The sequence below is a fragment of the Kitasatospora sp. NPDC028961 genome, assembly GCF_055564815.1.
The window spans coordinates 227,699-243,955 of the sequence record NZ_JBVHVO010000005.1; the positions used below are offsets into that span (position 1 = coordinate 227,699).

The 16,257-nt window shown below is 71.1% G+C and carries 17 protein-coding genes; 16 read left to right on the forward strand and 1 reads right to left on the reverse strand.

Annotated elements, in window-relative coordinates; genetic code table 11:
* Window positions 1–6: 6 nt before the first annotated feature.
* From ACZ4UX_RS13325 to ACZ4UX_RS13375, 11 genes are all read left to right on the forward strand, one after another.
* Window positions 7–381 carry a hypothetical protein gene (locus tag ACZ4UX_RS13325; RefSeq protein ID WP_465706688.1) on the forward strand — a complete coding sequence of 125 codons (375 nt, stop codon included), beginning with the start codon at window positions 7–9 and terminating at the stop codon, window positions 379–381.
* A 285-nt stretch (window positions 382–666) separates the two neighbouring features.
* A complete protein-coding gene (atpB, locus tag ACZ4UX_RS13330; RefSeq protein ID WP_329489614.1) occupies window positions 667–1,482 on the forward strand; it encodes a F0F1 ATP synthase subunit A in 816 nt (271 codons plus the stop codon).
* 91 nt (window positions 1,483–1,573) lie between these two features.
* Window positions 1,574–1,810, forward strand: a complete 237-nt coding sequence (gene atpE / locus ACZ4UX_RS13335) for an ATP synthase F0 subunit C (protein ID WP_030235786.1) — start codon at window positions 1,574–1,576, stop codon at window positions 1,808–1,810.
* Between the two features lie 34 nt (window positions 1,811–1,844).
* Window positions 1,845–2,402, forward strand: coding sequence for a F0F1 ATP synthase subunit B (locus ACZ4UX_RS13340; RefSeq protein ID WP_329489615.1), 558 nt, complete (start codon window positions 1,845–1,847; stop codon window positions 2,400–2,402).
* Window positions 2,399–3,214 (forward strand): F0F1 ATP synthase subunit delta, encoded by an 816-nt coding sequence (locus ACZ4UX_RS13345; protein ID WP_329489616.1) that lies wholly within the window; start codon window positions 2,399–2,401, stop codon window positions 3,212–3,214. The genes ACZ4UX_RS13340 and ACZ4UX_RS13345 overlap by 4 nt, the downstream gene beginning before the upstream one ends.
* 151 nt (window positions 3,215–3,365) lie before the next feature.
* Complete coding sequence (gene atpA / locus ACZ4UX_RS13350; RefSeq protein ID WP_329489617.1) at window positions 3,366–4,940, forward strand: F0F1 ATP synthase subunit alpha; 1,575 nt, start codon at window positions 3,366–3,368, stop codon at window positions 4,938–4,940.
* A 32-nt stretch (window positions 4,941–4,972) separates the two neighbouring features.
* Window positions 4,973–5,887 (forward strand): F0F1 ATP synthase subunit gamma, encoded by a 915-nt coding sequence (locus ACZ4UX_RS13355; RefSeq protein WP_465706689.1) that lies wholly within the window; start codon window positions 4,973–4,975, stop codon window positions 5,885–5,887.
* Window positions 5,888–5,889: 2 nt separating this feature from the next.
* Complete coding sequence (gene atpD, locus ACZ4UX_RS13360) at window positions 5,890–7,335, forward strand: F0F1 ATP synthase subunit beta (protein ID WP_329489619.1); 1,446 nt, start codon at window positions 5,890–5,892, stop codon at window positions 7,333–7,335.
* Window positions 7,336–7,521: 186 nt separating this feature from the next.
* Window positions 7,522–7,905, forward strand: coding sequence for a F0F1 ATP synthase subunit epsilon (locus ACZ4UX_RS13365; RefSeq protein ID WP_148642910.1), 384 nt, complete (start codon window positions 7,522–7,524; stop codon window positions 7,903–7,905).
* Between the two features lie 148 nt (window positions 7,906–8,053).
* Window positions 8,054–8,554 (forward strand): DUF2550 domain-containing protein, encoded by a 501-nt coding sequence (locus ACZ4UX_RS13370; RefSeq protein ID WP_329489620.1) that lies wholly within the window; start codon window positions 8,054–8,056, stop codon window positions 8,552–8,554.
* 184 nt (window positions 8,555–8,738) lie between these two features.
* The gene (locus ACZ4UX_RS13375; RefSeq protein ID WP_352289379.1) at window positions 8,739–9,311 is read left to right on the forward strand and encodes a cob(I)yrinic acid a,c-diamide adenosyltransferase; all 573 of its coding nucleotides are present in this window, start codon (window positions 8,739–8,741) and stop codon (window positions 9,309–9,311) included.
* Window positions 9,312–9,354: 43 nt separating this feature from the next.
* Here the strand turns inward: ACZ4UX_RS13375 and ACZ4UX_RS13380 are convergent, their stop codons facing one another.
* Complete coding sequence (locus ACZ4UX_RS13380) at window positions 9,355–9,945, reverse strand: hypothetical protein (protein WP_352289382.1); 591 nt, start codon at window positions 9,943–9,945, stop codon at window positions 9,355–9,357.
* A gap of 157 nt (window positions 9,946–10,102) precedes the next feature.
* Between ACZ4UX_RS13380 and ACZ4UX_RS13385 the strand changes: the two genes are divergently transcribed.
* The 5 genes from ACZ4UX_RS13385 to ACZ4UX_RS13405 all read left to right on the forward strand — a co-directional run bounded on the left by ACZ4UX_RS13385 (window position 10,103) and on the right by ACZ4UX_RS13405 (window position 16,249).
* Complete coding sequence (locus ACZ4UX_RS13385) at window positions 10,103–11,314, forward strand: sensor histidine kinase (RefSeq protein ID WP_465706690.1); 1,212 nt, start codon at window positions 10,103–10,105, stop codon at window positions 11,312–11,314.
* Window positions 11,311–11,961 carry a response regulator transcription factor gene (locus tag ACZ4UX_RS13390; protein ID WP_329489624.1) on the forward strand — a complete coding sequence of 217 codons (651 nt, stop codon included), beginning with the start codon at window positions 11,311–11,313 and terminating at the stop codon, window positions 11,959–11,961. Before ACZ4UX_RS13385 ends, ACZ4UX_RS13390 begins: the two co-directional genes overlap by 4 nt.
* 183 nt (window positions 11,962–12,144) lie before the next feature.
* A complete protein-coding gene (locus ACZ4UX_RS13395; RefSeq protein WP_359803136.1) occupies window positions 12,145–13,014 on the forward strand; it encodes a 3-hydroxyacyl-CoA dehydrogenase family protein in 870 nt (289 codons plus the stop codon).
* 364 nt (window positions 13,015–13,378) lie between these two features.
* Window positions 13,379–13,723 carry an STAS domain-containing protein gene (locus tag ACZ4UX_RS13400; protein ID WP_329489626.1) on the forward strand — a complete coding sequence of 115 codons (345 nt, stop codon included), beginning with the start codon at window positions 13,379–13,381 and terminating at the stop codon, window positions 13,721–13,723.
* A 207-nt stretch (window positions 13,724–13,930) separates the two neighbouring features.
* The gene (locus tag ACZ4UX_RS13405) at window positions 13,931–16,249 is read left to right on the forward strand and encodes a P-loop NTPase family protein (protein WP_465706691.1); all 2,319 of its coding nucleotides are present in this window, start codon (window positions 13,931–13,933) and stop codon (window positions 16,247–16,249) included.
* Window positions 16,250–16,257: the final 8 nt, after the last annotated feature.

Genomic DNA, 16,257 nt, shown 5'->3' on the forward strand with positions numbered 1-16,257 from the left:
ATCGCCATGGCGATCTCATTCGCCGTCGCAGGTGGCAAGGGACTGCTCGGCGCCCTCTTCGGCGCGCTGCTGGTGGTGGCGTTCTTCAGCTTCGGCCAGGTCGCCCTCGACCGGCTGACCAGGTCGAACCCGCAGATGATGATGGCTGCGGGGTTGCTCGTCTACACCACGCAGATCCTGCTGGTCGGCATCGTCCTCGCGGTCTTCAAGAACACCGAACTCTTCAACCGGCAGGCGTTCGCCTTCACCCTGCTGGGCTGCGCCCTGATCTGGACGGGCTTCCAGGTGCGCGGTGCGCTCAAGGCCAAGACCTTCTACGTCGAGGCCGACGCCTCCGAAAACAAGGGCGACAAGCCCTCGGACTCGGGGCGTCAACAGTGACGAGGCCCGGCTGTCCCCCCAACGAGGGGGGCAGTGTTTATGCCGCACTGACGGACTGCTATCGTCCGTCGCAACAACGGAGTACGGGAAGAGGCCAGGTCTGTCCGCACGATGGACGGATCGCCCCCCGGATCCTTGCAGTCTTCGATGATCCCGCTGTGGTGCAGCGCACCGCCGTGCGGGATCGGCGAGAAACCCATCAAGTTCCAGTGCCGCACCGTGGCCTCGGGCCACGCCGACACACCGAGGTTGCCGTAACCATGCGTCACGACGAAGGAGTCCGTGGTGAGTGCTGAACTCACGTCTTCGCTCGCCTCAGGCAGTTGCCACTTCGGGGACGCTGGCTGCGGCTTCCCGGCCCCCGGCCTGAACGAGTTCGACTTCAAGCCGATCTTCTCGATCGGCAGCTTCGAATTCAACAAGCCGATGCTGCTGTCGATGATCGTCGCAGTGCTGGTGGTCGTCTTCTTCTGGGCCGCGTTCGCCAAGCCGCGCCTGGTGCCCGGCAAGCTGCAGCTGGTCGGTGAGATCGGCTACGACTTCGTCAAGCGGTCCATCGTGCTGGAGACGATCGGCAAGAAGGGCGAGAAGTTCGTCCCGATGCTCGTCTCGATGTTCTTCTTCGTCTGGCTGATGAACATCATGTCGGTCATCCCGTTCGCCCAGTTCCCGGTGACGGCGGCCATCGCCTTCCCGGCGGGCCTGGCGGGGGTCGTGTGGATCACCTACATGACCCTGACCTTCAAGAAGCACGGCTTCGTCGGCGGTCTGAAGAACCTCTGCTGGCCCTCGGGCATCCCCGGCTGGGTCATGTTCATCCTGGTGCCGATCGAGTTCTTCTCGAACATCTTCGTGCGCCCGTTCACGCTCGCGGTCCGAGCCTTCGCGAACATGTTCGCCGGCCACCTGCTGATCGTGATGTTCTCCATCGCCTCCTGGTACCTGCTCAGCCCGACCCTGGGCGCGCTCTACGGCTCGGCGTCGTTCATCGTCGCCATCGGCCTGACCGCCTTCGAGCTGCTGGTCCAGTTCCTGCAGGCCTACATCTTCGTGATGCTGGCCAGCAGCTACATCGCCGGTGCCCTCGAAGAGGCGCACTGAGCCTGGGGCCCCGGCCCCTCACGAACCAACCTCCCGGATCGCCCGGTGGCCAATCACCACCGGTTCACCACCCCTGCAAAGGACAATTGCAATGAGCATGCTCGCTGAGGGCGTCGTCGGTTCCATCGCCTCCGTCGGCTACGGTCTCGCGGCCATCGGCCCCGGCATCGGCGTTGGTCTCATCTTCGGTAACGGTGTCCAGGCCATGGCCCGTCAGCCCGAGGCTGCCGGCCTGATCCGTTCCAACATGTTCATCGGCTTCGCGCTGACCGAGGCGCTCGCCCTGATCGGCATCGTCATGCCGTTCGTCTTCGGCACCGGCAAGTAATTCCGGCGTAGCCCTTTCTGAGGAAGGTCCAGATATGAGCATCGCGGCTTCGCTCGCGGCCGAGGAGCAGATGAATCCGCTCCTCCCCGCGTGGCCCGAGATCATCATCGGCCTGCTCTGCTTCTTCATCGTCTTCGGGCTGCTCGGCAAGAAGCTCCTCCCCAGCATCGAGAAGGTGCTGTCGGAGCGTCGGGACGCCATCGAGGGCGGCATGGAGCGCGCCGAGGCCGCTCAGGCCGAGGCCCAGGCCCTGCTTGAGCAGTACCGCGCCGAGCTCGCCGAGGCGCGTCACGAGGCTGCCCGCATCGTCGAGCAGGCTCGCGAGCAGGGCGCTGCCCAGCTCACCGAGATGCGCGAGGAGGGCCAGCGTCAGCGCGAGGCCATCGTCGCCGCCGGCCACGCGCAGATCGAGGCCGACAAGAAGCAGGCGACCACCGCCCTGCGCCAGGACGTGGGTTCGCTCGCTTCGCAGCTGGCCTCCCGCATCGTGGGCGAGTCCCTCGAGGACCACACGCGGCAGAGCGGCGTGATCGACCGGTTCCTGGACGAGCTGGAGGCCAAGGCCACCGTTGCTCCGGGTGCGGCCAAGTGATCGGCGCTAGCCGCGAGGCCCTCGCCGCCGGGCGGCAGAACCTCGAAGCCCTGACCGACTCCACCTCGGTGGACGCGGTCAAGGTCGCCGAGGAGCTCACCGCCGTCACGGTCCTCCTGGACCGTGAGGTGTCGCTGCGCCGCGTCCTGACCGACCCGTCCCGGTCCGGCCAGGACAAGGCCCAGCTGGTCTCCTCGCTGCTGACCGGGCAGGTCTCCGGCGAGACCATCGACCTGGTCTCCGGCCTGGTCCGCTCCCGCTGGTCGGGGTCGCGCGACCTGGTCGACTCGGTCGAGGAGCTGGCCGCGTACGCCGAGGTCATCGCCGCCGACAAGGCCGGTGTCCTGGACGACGTCGAGGACGAGCTGTTCCGGTTCGGCCGGGTGGTGAACGGCTCCACCGAGCTGCGCTCCGCGCTGACCGAGCCCAAGGCCGGCGCCGTCGCCAAGGCCGAGCTGATCAAGAAGCTGCTCGGTGGCCGCGCCAACGCGGGCACCGTCCGGCTGGTCACCGCCCTGGTGAACAACCCGCGTGGCCGTAGCCTGGAGCAGGGCCTCGAGTCCTACTCGAGGCTCGCCGCCGCACGGCGCGGGCGCGTGGTGGCCCTGGTCACCACCGCGGTGCCGCTGTCCGACAGCCAGAAGGATCGCCTGGAAGGCGCTCTCGGCCGGCTGTACAGCCGCCGGGTCCACCTGAACATCGACGTCGACCCCGAGGTCGTCGGTGGTGTCCGGGTCCAGATCGGCGACGAGATCATCGACGGCACCGTGTCGAGCCGCCTCGAAGGCGCTCGCCAGTCGCTCGAAGGCTGAGCACCGAAGAACATCCGACCCTCGGTCGGGAACCGGCTCCACCGGAGCCGGCAAATCGTACGGCCGGTTCGAGAGACCCGGCCGAGAGTCGAATACTTGCGGCCCTCAATGGCGGGCCGAGGATCGCAAACTAGGAGAGCAGGGAAGCCTGATGGCGGAGCTTACGATCCGTCCGGAGGAAATCCGGGACGCGCTGGCCGACTTTGTCCAGTCGTACCAGCCGGACGCCGCCTCGCGTGAAGAGGTCGGCACGGTCACTGACGCGGCGGACGGCATCGCCCATGTCGAGGGTCTGCCCTCGGTCATGGCGAACGAGCTGCTGAAGTTCGAGGACGGCACGCTCGGCCTCGCGCTGAACCTCGACACCCGTGAGATCGGTGTCGTCATCCTCGGTGAGTTCGGCGGCATCGAGGAGGGCCAGACGGTGCGCCGCACCGGCGAGGTCCTCTCCGTGCCGGTCGGCGACGGCTACCTCGGCCGCGTCGTGGACCCGCTGGGCAACGCGATCGACGGTCTGGGCGACATCGCCTCCACCGGCCGTCGCGCCCTGGAGCTGCAGGCCCCCGGCGTCATGGTCCGCAAGTCGGTCCACGAGCCGATGCAGACCGGTATCAAGGCCATCGACGCGATGACCCCGATCGGCCGCGGCCAGCGTCAGCTGATCATCGGCGACCGCCAGACCGGCAAGACCGCGGTGGCGATCGACACGATCATCAACCAGCGCGACAACTGGCGCTCGGGCGACCCGAAGAAGCAGGTCCGCTGCATCTACGTCGCCGTGGGCCAGAAGGGCTCCACCATCGCGTCCGTGCGTGGCGCCCTGGAGGAGGCCGGCGCGCTGGAGTACACCACGATCGTGGCTGCTCCCGCCTCCGACCCGGCCGGCTTCAAGTACCTCGCCCCGTACACCGGTTCGGCCATCGGCCAGGAGTGGATGTACGACGGCAAGCACGTCCTCATCATCTTCGACGACCTGTCGAAGCAGGCCGAGGCGTACCGCTCCGTGTCGCTGCTGCTCCGTCGTCCGCCGGGCCGCGAGGCCTACCCGGGTGACGTCTTCTACCTGCACTCCCGCCTGCTGGAGCGCTGTGCGAAGCTCTCCGACGAGCTGGGCGCGGGCTCGATGACCGGTCTGCCGATCATCGAGACCAAGGCCAACGACGTCTCGGCGTACATCCCGACCAACGTCATCTCGATCACCGACGGCCAGTGCTTCCTGGAGTCCGACCTGTTCAACGCCGGCATCCGCCCGGCCGTGAACGTCGGTATCTCGGTCTCCCGCGTCGGTGGTTCGGCCCAGATCAAGGCCATGAAGTCGGTCGCCGGCCGTCTGCGTCTGGACCTCGCCCAGTACCGTGAGCTGGAGGCCTTCGCCGGCTTCGGTTCCGACCTGGACGCGGCCTCCAAGGCCCAGCTGGAGCGCGGTGCGCGCATGGTCGAGCTGCTCAAGCAGGGCCAGTACCAGCCGTTCCCGGTCGAGGAGCAGGTCGTCTCCATCTGGGCCGGCACCACCGGCAAGCTGGACGACGTCCCGGTCGCGGAGATCCGCCGCTTCGAGCGCGAGTTCCTGGACCACCTGCGCCTTCAGCACAAGAACCTGCTGGCCGGCATCGTCGAGACCTCCAAGCTGGAGGACGGCACCATCGACGCGCTGACCTCCGCGATCGAGGCCTTCAAGCAGGGCTACACCACGGCTGACGGCAAGCTGCTCTCCGAGCAGGCCTGAGTCCGGTAGCGAGGGAAAGGACGTAACGACCCATGGGAGCACAGCTTCGGGTCTACAAGCGCCGGATCCGCTCTGTCACCGCGACGAAGAAGATCACCAAGGCGATGGAGATGATCTCCGCGGCGCGCATCGGTAAGGCGCAGCGCGCGGTGGCCGCCTCCACTCCGTACGCCGATGAGCTCACCCGGGCGGTGACGGCGGTGGCCACCCGGTCCAACGCCAAGCACCCGCTCACCAGCGAGAACCCGGCCGCCACGCGCGCCGCGGTACTGCTGATCACGGCGGACCGCGGTCTGGCGGGCGGCTACTCGTCCAACGCCATCAAGGCCTCGCTGGTGCTCGCCGAGCGCCTGCGCCGCGAGGGCAAGGACGTGGTGACGTACGTCGTCGGCCGCAAGGGCGTCTCGTACTACGGCTTCCGCGACCTCGCGGTCGCGGAGTCGTGGACGGGCTTCTCGGACAAGCCGACGTACGGCGACGCCAAGGCGGTCTCGGCCGCTCTGATCTCGGCCTTCACGGCCGAGACGGACGGTGTCGACGAGGTCCACGTGATCTCGACGCGGTTCGAGTCCATGCTGACCCAGACCGCGGTGGACGCCCGGCTGCTGCCGCTGAAGCTCGACGAGGTCGAGCTCAGCGACGAGTCGAAGGCCACGCACGAGATCTTCCCGCTGTACGACTTCGAGCCGTCGGCGGAGGGCGTCCTCGACGCACTGCTGCCGCGGTACGTCGAGAGCCGGATCTACAACGCGCTGCTGCAGTCCGCCGCATCGGAGCACGCCGCTCGCCGGCGCGCGATGAAGAGCGCGACGGACAACGCCGGAGAGCTCATCAAGTCGCTTACGCGGCTTGCCAACTCGGCCCGTCAGGCCGAGATCACCCAGGAAATCAGCGAGATCGTCGGCGGTGCCAACGCCCTCGCCGACGCTAGCCGCGGGAGCGAATGAGAATGACCACCACTGTTGAGCCGACCACGGCGACGGGCCGCGTCGCGCGGGTCATCGGCCCGGTCGTCGACGTGGAGTTCCCCGTCGACGCGATTCCGGAGATGTTCAACGCCCTGCACGTCGAGGTGGACAACCCCGACGGCTCGGGCAAGAAGGTCCTGACCCTCGAGGTCGCGCAGCACCTCGGCGACGGCATGGTCCGCGGCATCTCGATGCAGCCGACCGACGGCCTGGTCCGTGGCGCGCAGGTCTCCGACACCGGCTCCGCCATCTCGGTGCCGGTCGGCCAGATCACCAAGGGCAAGGTCTTCAACGCCCTCGGTGAGGTGCTGAACGTCGACAAGGCCGAGTTCGAGGCCGAGGTCAAGGTCCGCTGGCCGATCCACCGCAAGGCGCCGGCCTTCAAGGACCTCGAGTCCAAGACCGAGATGTTCGAGACCGGCATCAAGGTCATCGACCTGCTCACCCCGTACGTCACCGGTGGCAAGATCGGTCTGTTCGGTGGTGCCGGTGTCGGCAAGACCGTTCTGATCCAGGAGATGATCTACCGCGTCGCCGAGAACTTCGGTGGTGTGTCGGTCTTCGCCGGCGTCGGCGAGCGCACTCGTGAGGGCAACGACCTCATCCACGAGATGGTGGACTCGGGCGTTCTGGACAAGACCGCGCTGGTCTTCGGCCAGATGGACGAGCCGCCGGGCACCCGTCTTCGCGTCGCGCTCTCCGCGCTGACCATGGCGGAGTACTTCCGTGACGTCGAGAAGCAGGACGTGCTCCTCTTCATCGACAACATCTTCCGGTTCACCCAGGCCGGTTCCGAGGTGTCGACCCTGCTCGGCCGGATGCCCTCCGCGGTGGGTTACCAGCCGAACCTGGCCGACGAGATGGGCCTCCTCCAGGAGCGCATCACCTCGACCCGCGGTCACTCGATCACCTCGATGCAGGCGATCTACGTCCCCGCGGACGACCTGACCGACCCGGCCCCGGCCACCACCTTCGCCCACCTGGACGCGACGACCGTTCTGTCGCGCCCGATCTCGGAGAAGGGCATCTACCCGGCCGTCGACCCGCTGGACTCCACGTCCCGCATCCTCGACCCGCGGTACATCGCGCAGACCCACTACGAGACGGCCATCCGTATCAAGGGGATCCTGCAGAAGTACAAGGACCTCCAGGACATCATCGCCATCCTCGGTATGGACGAGCTGTCGGAGGAGGACAAGATCACGGTCCACCGTGCCCGTCGCATCGAGCGCTTCCTCTCGCAGAACACCTACGTGGCGAAGCAGTTCACCGGCGTCGACGGTTCGACCGTGCCGCTGTCGGAGACCATCGAGGCCTTCAACGCGATCGCGGACGGCAAGTACGACTCCGTCCCCGAGCAGGCCTTCTTCATGTGCGGTGGCATCGAGGACCTCGAGAAGAACGCCGCCGAGCTCGCGAAGAAGTAGTCGCGTCCGGTAGCAGCCGAGTGTGATCGTGAGGGGTGGGCCCCAGCCCTGGGACCCACCCCTCACGTCGCACCGGCTGTGATTCCGGTCAAATCCGTGCCGCCGGTTTCATGCCGGGGGCGCGGGCCCGTTATTCTTACCGAAACTCCCGAGTAATCGAGGGTTGCATGAGCCTAGGAGCCCACGTTGGCTGAGCTGCACGTCGAGCTGGTCGCAGCCGACCGCAAGGTGTGGTCCGGTGCGGCCACCATCGTCGTCGCCCGTACGGCCTCCGGTGACACCGGCATCATGCCGGGTCACACCCCGGTGCTGAGCGTGCTGGAGACCGGTCCGGTCACCATCCGCACCGTGGACGGCGGCACCGTGATCGCCGCTGTGCACGGCGGCTTCATCTCCTTCGCCGACAACAAGCTGTCTCTGCTCGCGGAGATCGCCGAGCTGGCGGACGAGATCGACGTCGCGCGCGCCGAGCGTGCACTGGAGAAGGCACAGTCGGACCTGGACGAGCACGCCGAGCGACGCGCCGAGGTGCGTCTGTTCGCGGCGCGCGGTCTCAAGGCCCACGCCTGAGTGCGCCGGACCCTCGCTTGGCGGGGTCGACCGACGGTCCCGGGGACGCGTGAGCGTGACCCCGGGACTGTCGTCTCAGTTGGTAGGTCAACGCGGTCGCCTGATACGACCGATACGGGGAACGCGGGTAGCGAGGAGGTAGGTGAGCATGGTCCTCGCCCTTGTGGTGTGCGCGGCGGTCGTTGCGCTGGGTGTGATCGGCCTGGTGGCGTTCGCGGTACGGCGCCGTGTGATCCAGCGGGTCGGCGGAACGTTCGACTGCAGTTACCGGCTCAAAATGCCCGCCGACGCCTCGACGCAGCCCGACCTCGACGAGAACGGCAAACCCACCTCGGCCCCGGTCCCCCAGACCGATGGCAAGGGGTGGGTTTTTGGTATCGGGCGCTACAGCGGTGACTCGATCGAGTGGTTCCGGGTCTTCTCGTACGCCCCGCGCCCGCGCCGGGTGCTCCCGCGCCGGGAGATCGAGGTGCTCGGCCGGCGCTACCCCGAGGGCCAGGAGGAGCTGGCGCTGCTCTCCGGCTCGGTCGTGCTCCGCTGCCTGCACAACGGCGCCCCGCTGGAGCTGGCGATGAGCGACGACGCCCTGACCGGCTTCCTCGCCTGGCTCGAAGCCGCCCCGCCCGGGCAGAGGGTGAACGTCGCGTAGCGACGAGACCCTCGGGCTTGGGGGTACCTCCCGGCCGGAGGCTGGGGTGGGGGTACCTCCCGGCCGGAGGCTGGGGTGGGGGTACCTCCCGGCCGGAGGCTGGGGGAGGGTGAACGTCGCGTAGCGACGAGACCCTCGGGCTGGGGGTTAACGCGGCCTAACCCGGCTCGCTAGGCTGGGCGGCATGGTCAATCTGACGCGCATCTACACCCGTACCGGCGACGACGGCACCACCGCGCTCGGTGACATGAGCCGCACGACCAAGACCGACCCGCGCCTGATCGCGTACGCCGACACCAACGAGGCCAACGCCGCGATCGGCGTGGCGATCGCAGCCGGAGGCCTCGCCGAGGACGTCACCGCGGTGCTCGTCCGGGTGCAGAACGACCTCTTCGACGTCGGCGCGGACCTGGCCACCCCGGTGGTGGAGGACCCGAAGTACCCGCCGCTGCGGGTGCTGCAGTCCTACATCGACAAGCTGGAGACGGACTGCGACCACTACCTGGAGTCGCTGGAGAAGCTGCGCAGCTTCATCCTCCCTGGCGGCACCGTCGGCGCGGCCCACCTGCACCTGGCCTGCACGGTGGTGCGGCGGGCCGAACGGGCCACCTGGGCGGCGATCGAGGAGCACGGGGACACCGTGAACCCGCTGACCGCCAAGTACCTCAACCGGCTGTCCGACCTGCTGTTCATCCTGGCCCGGGCGGCCAACAAGGAGCGTGGCGACGTGCTCTGGGTGCCGGGCGAGAACCGCTGAGCCGACCGCCCCGCCGGTCGGCGGGGCGCCCGGCGGCGGGCCGCTACTGCTGCTGGGGGATCCTCCAGCCGACCACGTGCCCGTCCTCGACGATCGCGCCGGCCGGCGCCTCCTTGGGCCAGAGCGAGTAGCAGCCGGCCACGATCACGTTGATCCCGGCCGCCATGCCCAGCCGCAGGTACCAGCCGGTGAAGGTGCCGAAGCCGGCGGCGCCGTCGGAGAGCGGGACGAGCGCGGTGATCAGCGCCAGGGTGATGGCGGCCGAGACCACGGTGCGGCGGCAGAACTCCCACTCGTGGCGGGTCCGCGCGGGCCCGTACTTGGGGGCGCCCTTGGGCTTGGGGCCGCCGGCGAAGCGGTACTGGAAGTGCCGGTCGGCCCAGCGGACCAGGGACGGCCCGAAGCCGATCGAGAAGCCCGCGTAGCTCGCGGCCAGCGCGTGCGTCCAGCTCGCGGTGGCGCCGCCGCGCAGGTCGAGCACGGTGAGCACGAAGAGCGTGAGGTCCACCACCGGCAGGCCGACCAGCAGCGCGGTGCTCACCCCGCGCAGCCGCAGCAGGTAGCGGGTGGCGAGCCCCAGGGCGAGGAGCACCCAGAAGGCGACCTCGGCCCCGATGACGAGGGTGACGATCATGGTGACTCCCGGACTTCTCGGCGGTACCTCCCAGCCTTGCCGCCCGGGGCACCCCCGTCGTCGTCGCCGACGCCGAGCCGGGCCTGCACCTTTCGATGTACGGCGGCTCCTCCCTGGACGGGAGCCGGGGGCCGGCCGGGGATGATCTGATGGGGGAGTGCGCAGACCGACACTCACCCCGCGGCAGGAGGACCGGGCGATCGCCCTCTTCGGGCTGGTCGGCGGGCTGGTGCTGATCGCGTCCAAGGTCTACGACCACTCCTCGGCCGTGCCGCGCTGGCTGGTGCTGCCGCCGCTGCTGGTCACGGCCGCGCTGGAGCTGTTCCGGCGCACCCGCCCGATCCTGACGGTGACGCTCGGCGGGGCGGTCTTCGCGGCGAGCATCTTCAGCGGTGCGCTGATCGCGACCACCATCATGTACACCGACCTGCTCTACGCGGCGGTGGTCTACGGGCGCCCGCGGATGTCCCGCTTCCTGCACCTGTCCGGCGCCGCCTCGGTGCTCGTCCTGAGCAGCCTGTCCTTCCTGTACAGCGATGCCCCGACGGCGCTGGCCGTCGTGGTGCTCACCTCGCTGATCTTCCTCGGACCGGTGTGGACCGGGGACCTGGTGCGCAGGCACCGGGAGGAGGCGGAGAGCCAGCGGCTGCGCGCCGAGCAGACCGCGCTGCTCTCCGAGATGGACCGGCGCGAGGCGGTGGTCGCCGAACGGGCGCGGATGGCGAGGGAGTTGCACGACGTGGTGGCCAACCACCTGTCGGCCATCGCGATCCACGCCACCGGCGCCCAGTCGGTGGCCCGGCGCCAGCACCGGACGGCGGAGGATCCGCTGGTGGCGGCGCTGGGGGTGATCCGGGAGAACAGCGTGCAGGGATTGGCCGAAATGCGCCGCATGATCGGGCTGCTGCGCGACAGTGGCGGCGGCGAGGCCGACGCGTCGTATGCCGCGCCCGACCTGGGTGCGGTGGACGCGCTGCTGGCCAAGGCCGGGGACGCCGGGCGGGCCGTGGGGCTGGAGTTCGAGCTCGCGGAGCACGGCGAGCGCGGGGAGCCGGCGGTGCCGGTCGGGCTGGCGGCGTACCGGATCGTGCAGGAGTCGCTCACCAACGCGCTCAAGCACGCCGGCCCGGGCCGGGTGCACGTCCTGCTGGAGTACCTTCCGCAGGAGCTGCGGATCACCGTGGACAGCCCGTACCGCACCGACGTGGGCCGGGAGCTGCCCGGCGCCCGGGCGGGGATGGTGGGCATGCGGGAACGGGCCGGGCTGCTCGGCGGCAGCTTCGAGGCCGGTCCGGTCGGGGACCGCTGGACGGTACGGGCGGTGCTGCCGCGGGAGCCGGTGGCGGCGGAAGGGGAGCGGCGGGCATGACGATTCGGGTGCTGGTGGCCGAGGACCAGGCGGCCGTCCGGGCGGCGCTGGTGATGATCCTGCGGGCGGAGCCGGACCTGGAGGTGGTCGGGGAGGCCGCGGACGGCGAGGAGGCGGTGCGGCTGGCCCTGGAACTGCGGCCCGACGTCGTCCTGATGGACGTGCAGATGCCCCGGCTGGACGGCGTCTCGGCGACCGGCCGGGTGGTGGCCGCGGGGGCCGCCCAGGTGCTGGTGCTGACCACCTTCGACCTGGACGAGTACGTCTACGGCGCGCTGCGGGCCGGCGCGGCCGGCTTCCTGCTGAAGGACCTGGAGGCGGACACCCTGGTCGAGGGCATCCGCACGGTGGCGCGCGGGGACGGCATGCTGGCGCCCTCGGTGACCAGGCGGCTGATCGGCACGTTCGCCCGCCCCGGCCGCGCGGTCGGACCCGAGACGCGGGAGTCGGTGTCGGGGCTCACCCCGCGCGAGCGGGAGGTGCTGGCCTGCATCGGCGCGGGGATGTCGAACGGCGAGATCGCCGAGCGGCTGGAGATGGCCGAGGCGACCACCAAGACGCACGTCAGCCGGATCCTCGCCAAGCTGCGGATGCGCAGCCGGGTGCAGGCGGCGATCCTCGCGCAGGACCTCGGTCTGACGATCTGAACAACGGCCTTCCGGTATCGGGCCAGGTCAGTCGCAGATCACACTCCCGGATGACACCACGGCGGCCGGAAGGGCATTAGAGTCCGGCGCATGAGCGGCGCGGCTCATGAGCGGGTGACCCCTGCGCTGAGCCGCCTTCAGGGCCCGCCCGCAGGGCGGCGACGGCATCCGGGAGACCCAGCCATGAGCAACGCGTCCAGCAAGCAGATCGCCGTGATCGGTGCCGGCCTGATGGGTGCCGGTATCGCCCAGGTCTCCGCCCAGGCCGGACACCCGGTGGTGCTGCGGGACGTCACCGAGGCCGCGCTGCAGCGCGGTGTGGCCGGTATCCGGGCCTCGTACGAGAAGTTCGTCGCCAAGGGCCGGCTGACCGCCGAGGACGCCGAGGCGGCGCTCGGCCGGATCACCACCACGACGGACCTGGGCGCGGTCGCCGAGGCCGACATCGTGGTCGAGGCGGTCTTCGAGCAGCTGGACGTCAAGGAAGCCGTCTTCAAGGAGCTCGACAAGCTCGCCAAGGACGGCGCGGTGCTGGCCTCCAACACCTCGGCCATCCCGATCACCCGGATCGCCGCCGCCACCGGGCGCCCCGAGTCGGTCGTCGGCGTGCACTTCTTCTCGCCGGTGCCGCTGATGCGCCTGGTCGAGCTGGTGCGCGGCTACAAGACCAGCGACGAGACGCTCGCCACCGCGCGCGCCTTCGCCGAGGGGGTCGGCAAGGAGGTCGTGGTGGTCAACCGCGACGTGGCCGGCTTCGTCACCACCCGCCTGATCATGGCGCTGGTGGTCGAGGCCGCCAAGCTGTACGAGTCGGGCGTCGCCAGCGCCGAGGACATCGACACCGCCTGCCGGCTCGGTTTCGGACACGCCATGGGCCCGCTGGAGACCGCCGACCTGACCGGCGTCGACATCCTGCTGCACGCCGCCCGGAACATCTACGCCGAGACCAAGGACGAGAAGTTCGCCGCGCCGGAGATCATGGCCCGCATGGTCACCGCCGGTGACCTGGGCCGCAAGAGCGGGCAGGGCTTCTACCCGTACCCGGCCAAGTGACCCGCCGGGGCCGCTGACCGACCGGGCCGTGCGGTCGCAGCACCGTACGGCCCACCTCGCCGGGGGCGGGTGAGTTTCCTCACGCCGGGTGCCGCAGACGGGTGATTTGGGCGGTAATCGAGCGTAGGTGTGGAGACTTCCTGCGTATATTCCCTCGGACGAGTGAAGTTGCTTCAGATCTGGCCGGAACCAGCAACCTGCGGACCTGGTTCACCGTCAGATGAGGGGGACCCGGCCCACGCCGACGATGCTGCGGCCGGCCCGGGCGCGGGGCTCCACGCCCGCCCGGTGGACACCCGATCCGGGCCCGCGCGGCCGGGGCGGAACGACCCGTACCAGTGACCGCCAGGCGGAGGAGGAGACCATGCGCATCACGGGCGACCAGACGGCGCTGGCCATCGAGGGCCGCCTCGACGTGCGCACCGCCGCCGACGCGCGGGTCCGGCTGCACCAGGCCGTCGACGGCGGTCGGGGCGACCTCGTACTGGACCTCACCCGGCTGGAGTTCTGGGACGCCACCGGCCTCGGTGTGATCATGGGGACCCACCGCCGGGCCGGCCGGATCGGCCGCCGGCTGGTGCTGCGCTCCGTCCCGGCCCAGCTCCAGCGCCTGCTGGTGGCCACCCGGCTGCACCGCATCCTCGCCGTCGAGGGCGTCGTCCCCGAGCCCTACGGTGCCACGCTGCCCGCCCTCGGCCCGGTGCTCTAGCGCTCCCGCGCGCCCTCCGGAGAGGGACCGCCCTGCGCGGTCCGGACCGGATGTGCAAGAGTCTGCCGTCAGAAGACGGCCGCCGGGGACAGGACCGGCTCCTTCCCGCCCCGGCGGGGTGGGGGTCCCCCCGGCCGGAGGCAGGGGCCCACCCCCGGTCCGGAACGGCCGTACCGAGTCGTCGGCCGACCAGGGGCGGAGCAGATCGTGGGACAGCCATCCGGTGAGTTCCGGCAGGAAGCCGTCCGCACCCGGGGCGGTGAGCTGGTCTCCGGGGCCCTGCTGGTGACCGTCGGCACCCCGGAGGGGTCCGAGGTCCGGCCCTGCCCCGAGGAGTGGCGGCCCCGCCCGCGCCGGATCGGGCGCACCGAACCCGCCCGCGGACCGGTCGGCGGCCCCGGCCGCGCGGTCGGACCGCTCGCCCTCGGCGCCGGGCCGGCCGACCTGCCGCTGCTCGACCGCGAGGCCGACATCGCCCAACTGCTCGGCCTGCTCGCCGAGGGGCGTTCGATACGCCTGGTCGGCCAGGCCGGCTCGGGTCGCAGCGCCCTGCTCTCGGCGGTCGCCGAGGCGGCGGGCGACCTCGCGCCCGGCGGCGTCGTCCAGCTCTGCGGTCACCGCCGCACCGGCGACGACCTGCTCCAGGACCTCTTCGCCGCCACCCACCGGGCCCCCGGCTTCCGGCCCGACCCGGGGCAGCTCGCCGAGCACCTCGCGCAGGTCGGCGCGGTCGTGGTCGTCGACGAGGTCGAACCGGTCGGCGCGGAGCTGGAGCAGGTGCTCGCCGCCGCCCCCGACTGCGCCTTCCTGATCTCCGTCGCGCCCGACAGCCCGCCGCTGTCCGCCGACTCCCGGCTGCGGGACCACCTGGTGGCCGGGCTCTCCCGGTCCGCCTGTCTCGCGCTCGCCGCCCGGCTGGCCGGCCGGCCCCTGGACGCGGCCGAGAAGGCCTGGGCGGTCGACCTCTGGTTCGAGTCCGAGGGGCTGCCGCTGCGCTTCGTCCAGGCCGCCGCGCTGCTGCGTCAGCGGGACGTCGCCGTGGACGCGCTGGTCGCCGCCGAGGAGGACCGGCTGGACGTCTTCGGCGCGGTCGAGGAGCCCGACCGGCACCCCGACCCGGCGGTCCGTGAGAGCGAGCTGCGCGGGGCCGTCCCGCTGCCGTCGGTGGCCGAGAGCGCCTCGCCCGCCGTCCGGCTCGCCGAGGGCCTCAGCGAGCCGGCCCAGGCCGTGCTGAGGCTCGCGGTGGCGCTCGGCGGCGAGTGCCCGACCGCGCCGCACCTGCCCGCGCTGATCGACGTCGGCCAGGGCGAGAGCGCGCTGCACGAACTCGCCGACGCCGGGCTGGCGGTGTCCATCGGCGGCCACCACCGGCTCACCGCGGGCGCGCTGGACCTGCTCGCCCCGCACTGGCCGGCCCGCCGCAGCATCGACGGCGCCGCCCAGCACTTCGCCTGGTGGGTCGGGCACAGCTCGGTCTCCACGGAGCAGATCGCCGCCGAGGCGGAGGTGGTGATCGGGGTGCTGCTGGCCGACCGGGCCGCCGGCCGGCACGCGGCCGTCCTGCGGCTGGCCCGGGCGGCCGGCCCCGCGCTGGCCCTGGCGCTGCGCTGGGGCGCCTGGGAGCGCGCCCTGCTGCTCGGCCTGGAGGCCGCCCGCAACACCGGCTCCCGGGCCGACGAGGCCTGGTTCCACCACGAGTTGGGCGTCTACGCGATCTGCGTCCGGGAGCCCGGGCGGGCCGTCGCCGAACTGGAGTCCGCCCTCACCCTGCGGGCCGCGCTCGGCGAGCCGCGCGGGGCCGCCGGCGCCCGCCGGATGCTCGATCTGCTGCGCGCCGACGGCCGGCAGCTGCCCGCCGCGGCGACGACCGCCCCGGCGCCCGTCCGACGTCCCGTCATCCGGGCCATCGCGCAGGTGCCGTGGCGGTTCAAGACCACCCCCGGCACGGCCGGCGGCACCCGGCGCACGGTGATCGCCGCCTCGGCGGCCGTCCTCGCGCTCGGCGTGCTGGGGACGGCGGTCGGGCTGAGCGTCACCGGGCCGGACGAGCACCGCGGCAACGACCCGCTCAGCAGTACGGACGACGGCACCGGCCTGCCGGCGGGGCGGCCGGCGCCCCGGCCGAGCCTGAGCCCCGAACCGACGCTGTCCGACGACGCGTCGGGCTCGCAGGGCCCGGAGACCCCGCCCGCGCAGGACCCGGCGGGCCCGGAGTCGTCGGCGGGCGGCGGGACTTCGCACTCGCCCTCGGCGTCCGGGTCGGCGTCCAAGAAGCCGAGCAAGTCGCCGACCGCGACCGGCTCGCAGTCGCCGTCCCCGGGCCAGTCGCAACCGCCGGTGGTCCCGTCCGTGCCGCCGCCCGGCGGTTCGGGGCCGGGGGGTGGCAGTACCCAGCCCGGCGGGAACAGCCCGACGGCCCCGGCCCCGACCACCGCCTCGGCCTCGCCCTCGGCGACCGTCAGCCCCTCGAACAGCGCGACGCCGTCGGGCTCGACGAGCCCGACGGCGCCTCCGTCGTCGTCCTGACGGATCAG

Coding starts and splice junctions, on each gene's coding strand:
- ACZ4UX_RS13325 (WP_465706688.1), top strand. CDS start 7: ATGGCGATCTCATTCGCCGTCGCAGGTGGCAAGGGACTGCTCGGCGCC.
- ACZ4UX_RS13380 (WP_352289382.1), bottom strand. CDS start 9,945: ATGATCGTCACCCTCGTCATCGGGGCCGAGGTCGCCTTCTGGGTGCTC.
- atpE (WP_030235786.1), top strand. CDS start 1,574: ATGAGCATGCTCGCTGAGGGCGTCGTCGGTTCCATCGCCTCCGTCGGC.
- ACZ4UX_RS13340 (WP_329489615.1), top strand. CDS start 1,845: ATGAGCATCGCGGCTTCGCTCGCGGCCGAGGAGCAGATGAATCCGCTC.
- ACZ4UX_RS13390 (WP_329489624.1), top strand. CDS start 11,311: ATGACGATTCGGGTGCTGGTGGCCGAGGACCAGGCGGCCGTCCGGGCG.
- atpD (WP_329489619.1), top strand. CDS start 5,890: ATGACCACCACTGTTGAGCCGACCACGGCGACGGGCCGCGTCGCGCGG.
- ACZ4UX_RS13375 (WP_352289379.1), top strand. CDS start 8,739: ATGGTCAATCTGACGCGCATCTACACCCGTACCGGCGACGACGGCACC.
- ACZ4UX_RS13400 (WP_329489626.1), top strand. CDS start 13,379: ATGCGCATCACGGGCGACCAGACGGCGCTGGCCATCGAGGGCCGCCTC.
- ACZ4UX_RS13355 (WP_465706689.1), top strand. CDS start 4,973: ATGGGAGCACAGCTTCGGGTCTACAAGCGCCGGATCCGCTCTGTCACC.
- ACZ4UX_RS13370 (WP_329489620.1), top strand. CDS start 8,054: ATGGTCCTCGCCCTTGTGGTGTGCGCGGCGGTCGTTGCGCTGGGTGTG.
- ACZ4UX_RS13395 (WP_359803136.1), top strand. CDS start 12,145: ATGAGCAACGCGTCCAGCAAGCAGATCGCCGTGATCGGTGCCGGCCTG.
- atpA (WP_329489617.1), top strand. CDS start 3,366: ATGGCGGAGCTTACGATCCGTCCGGAGGAAATCCGGGACGCGCTGGCC.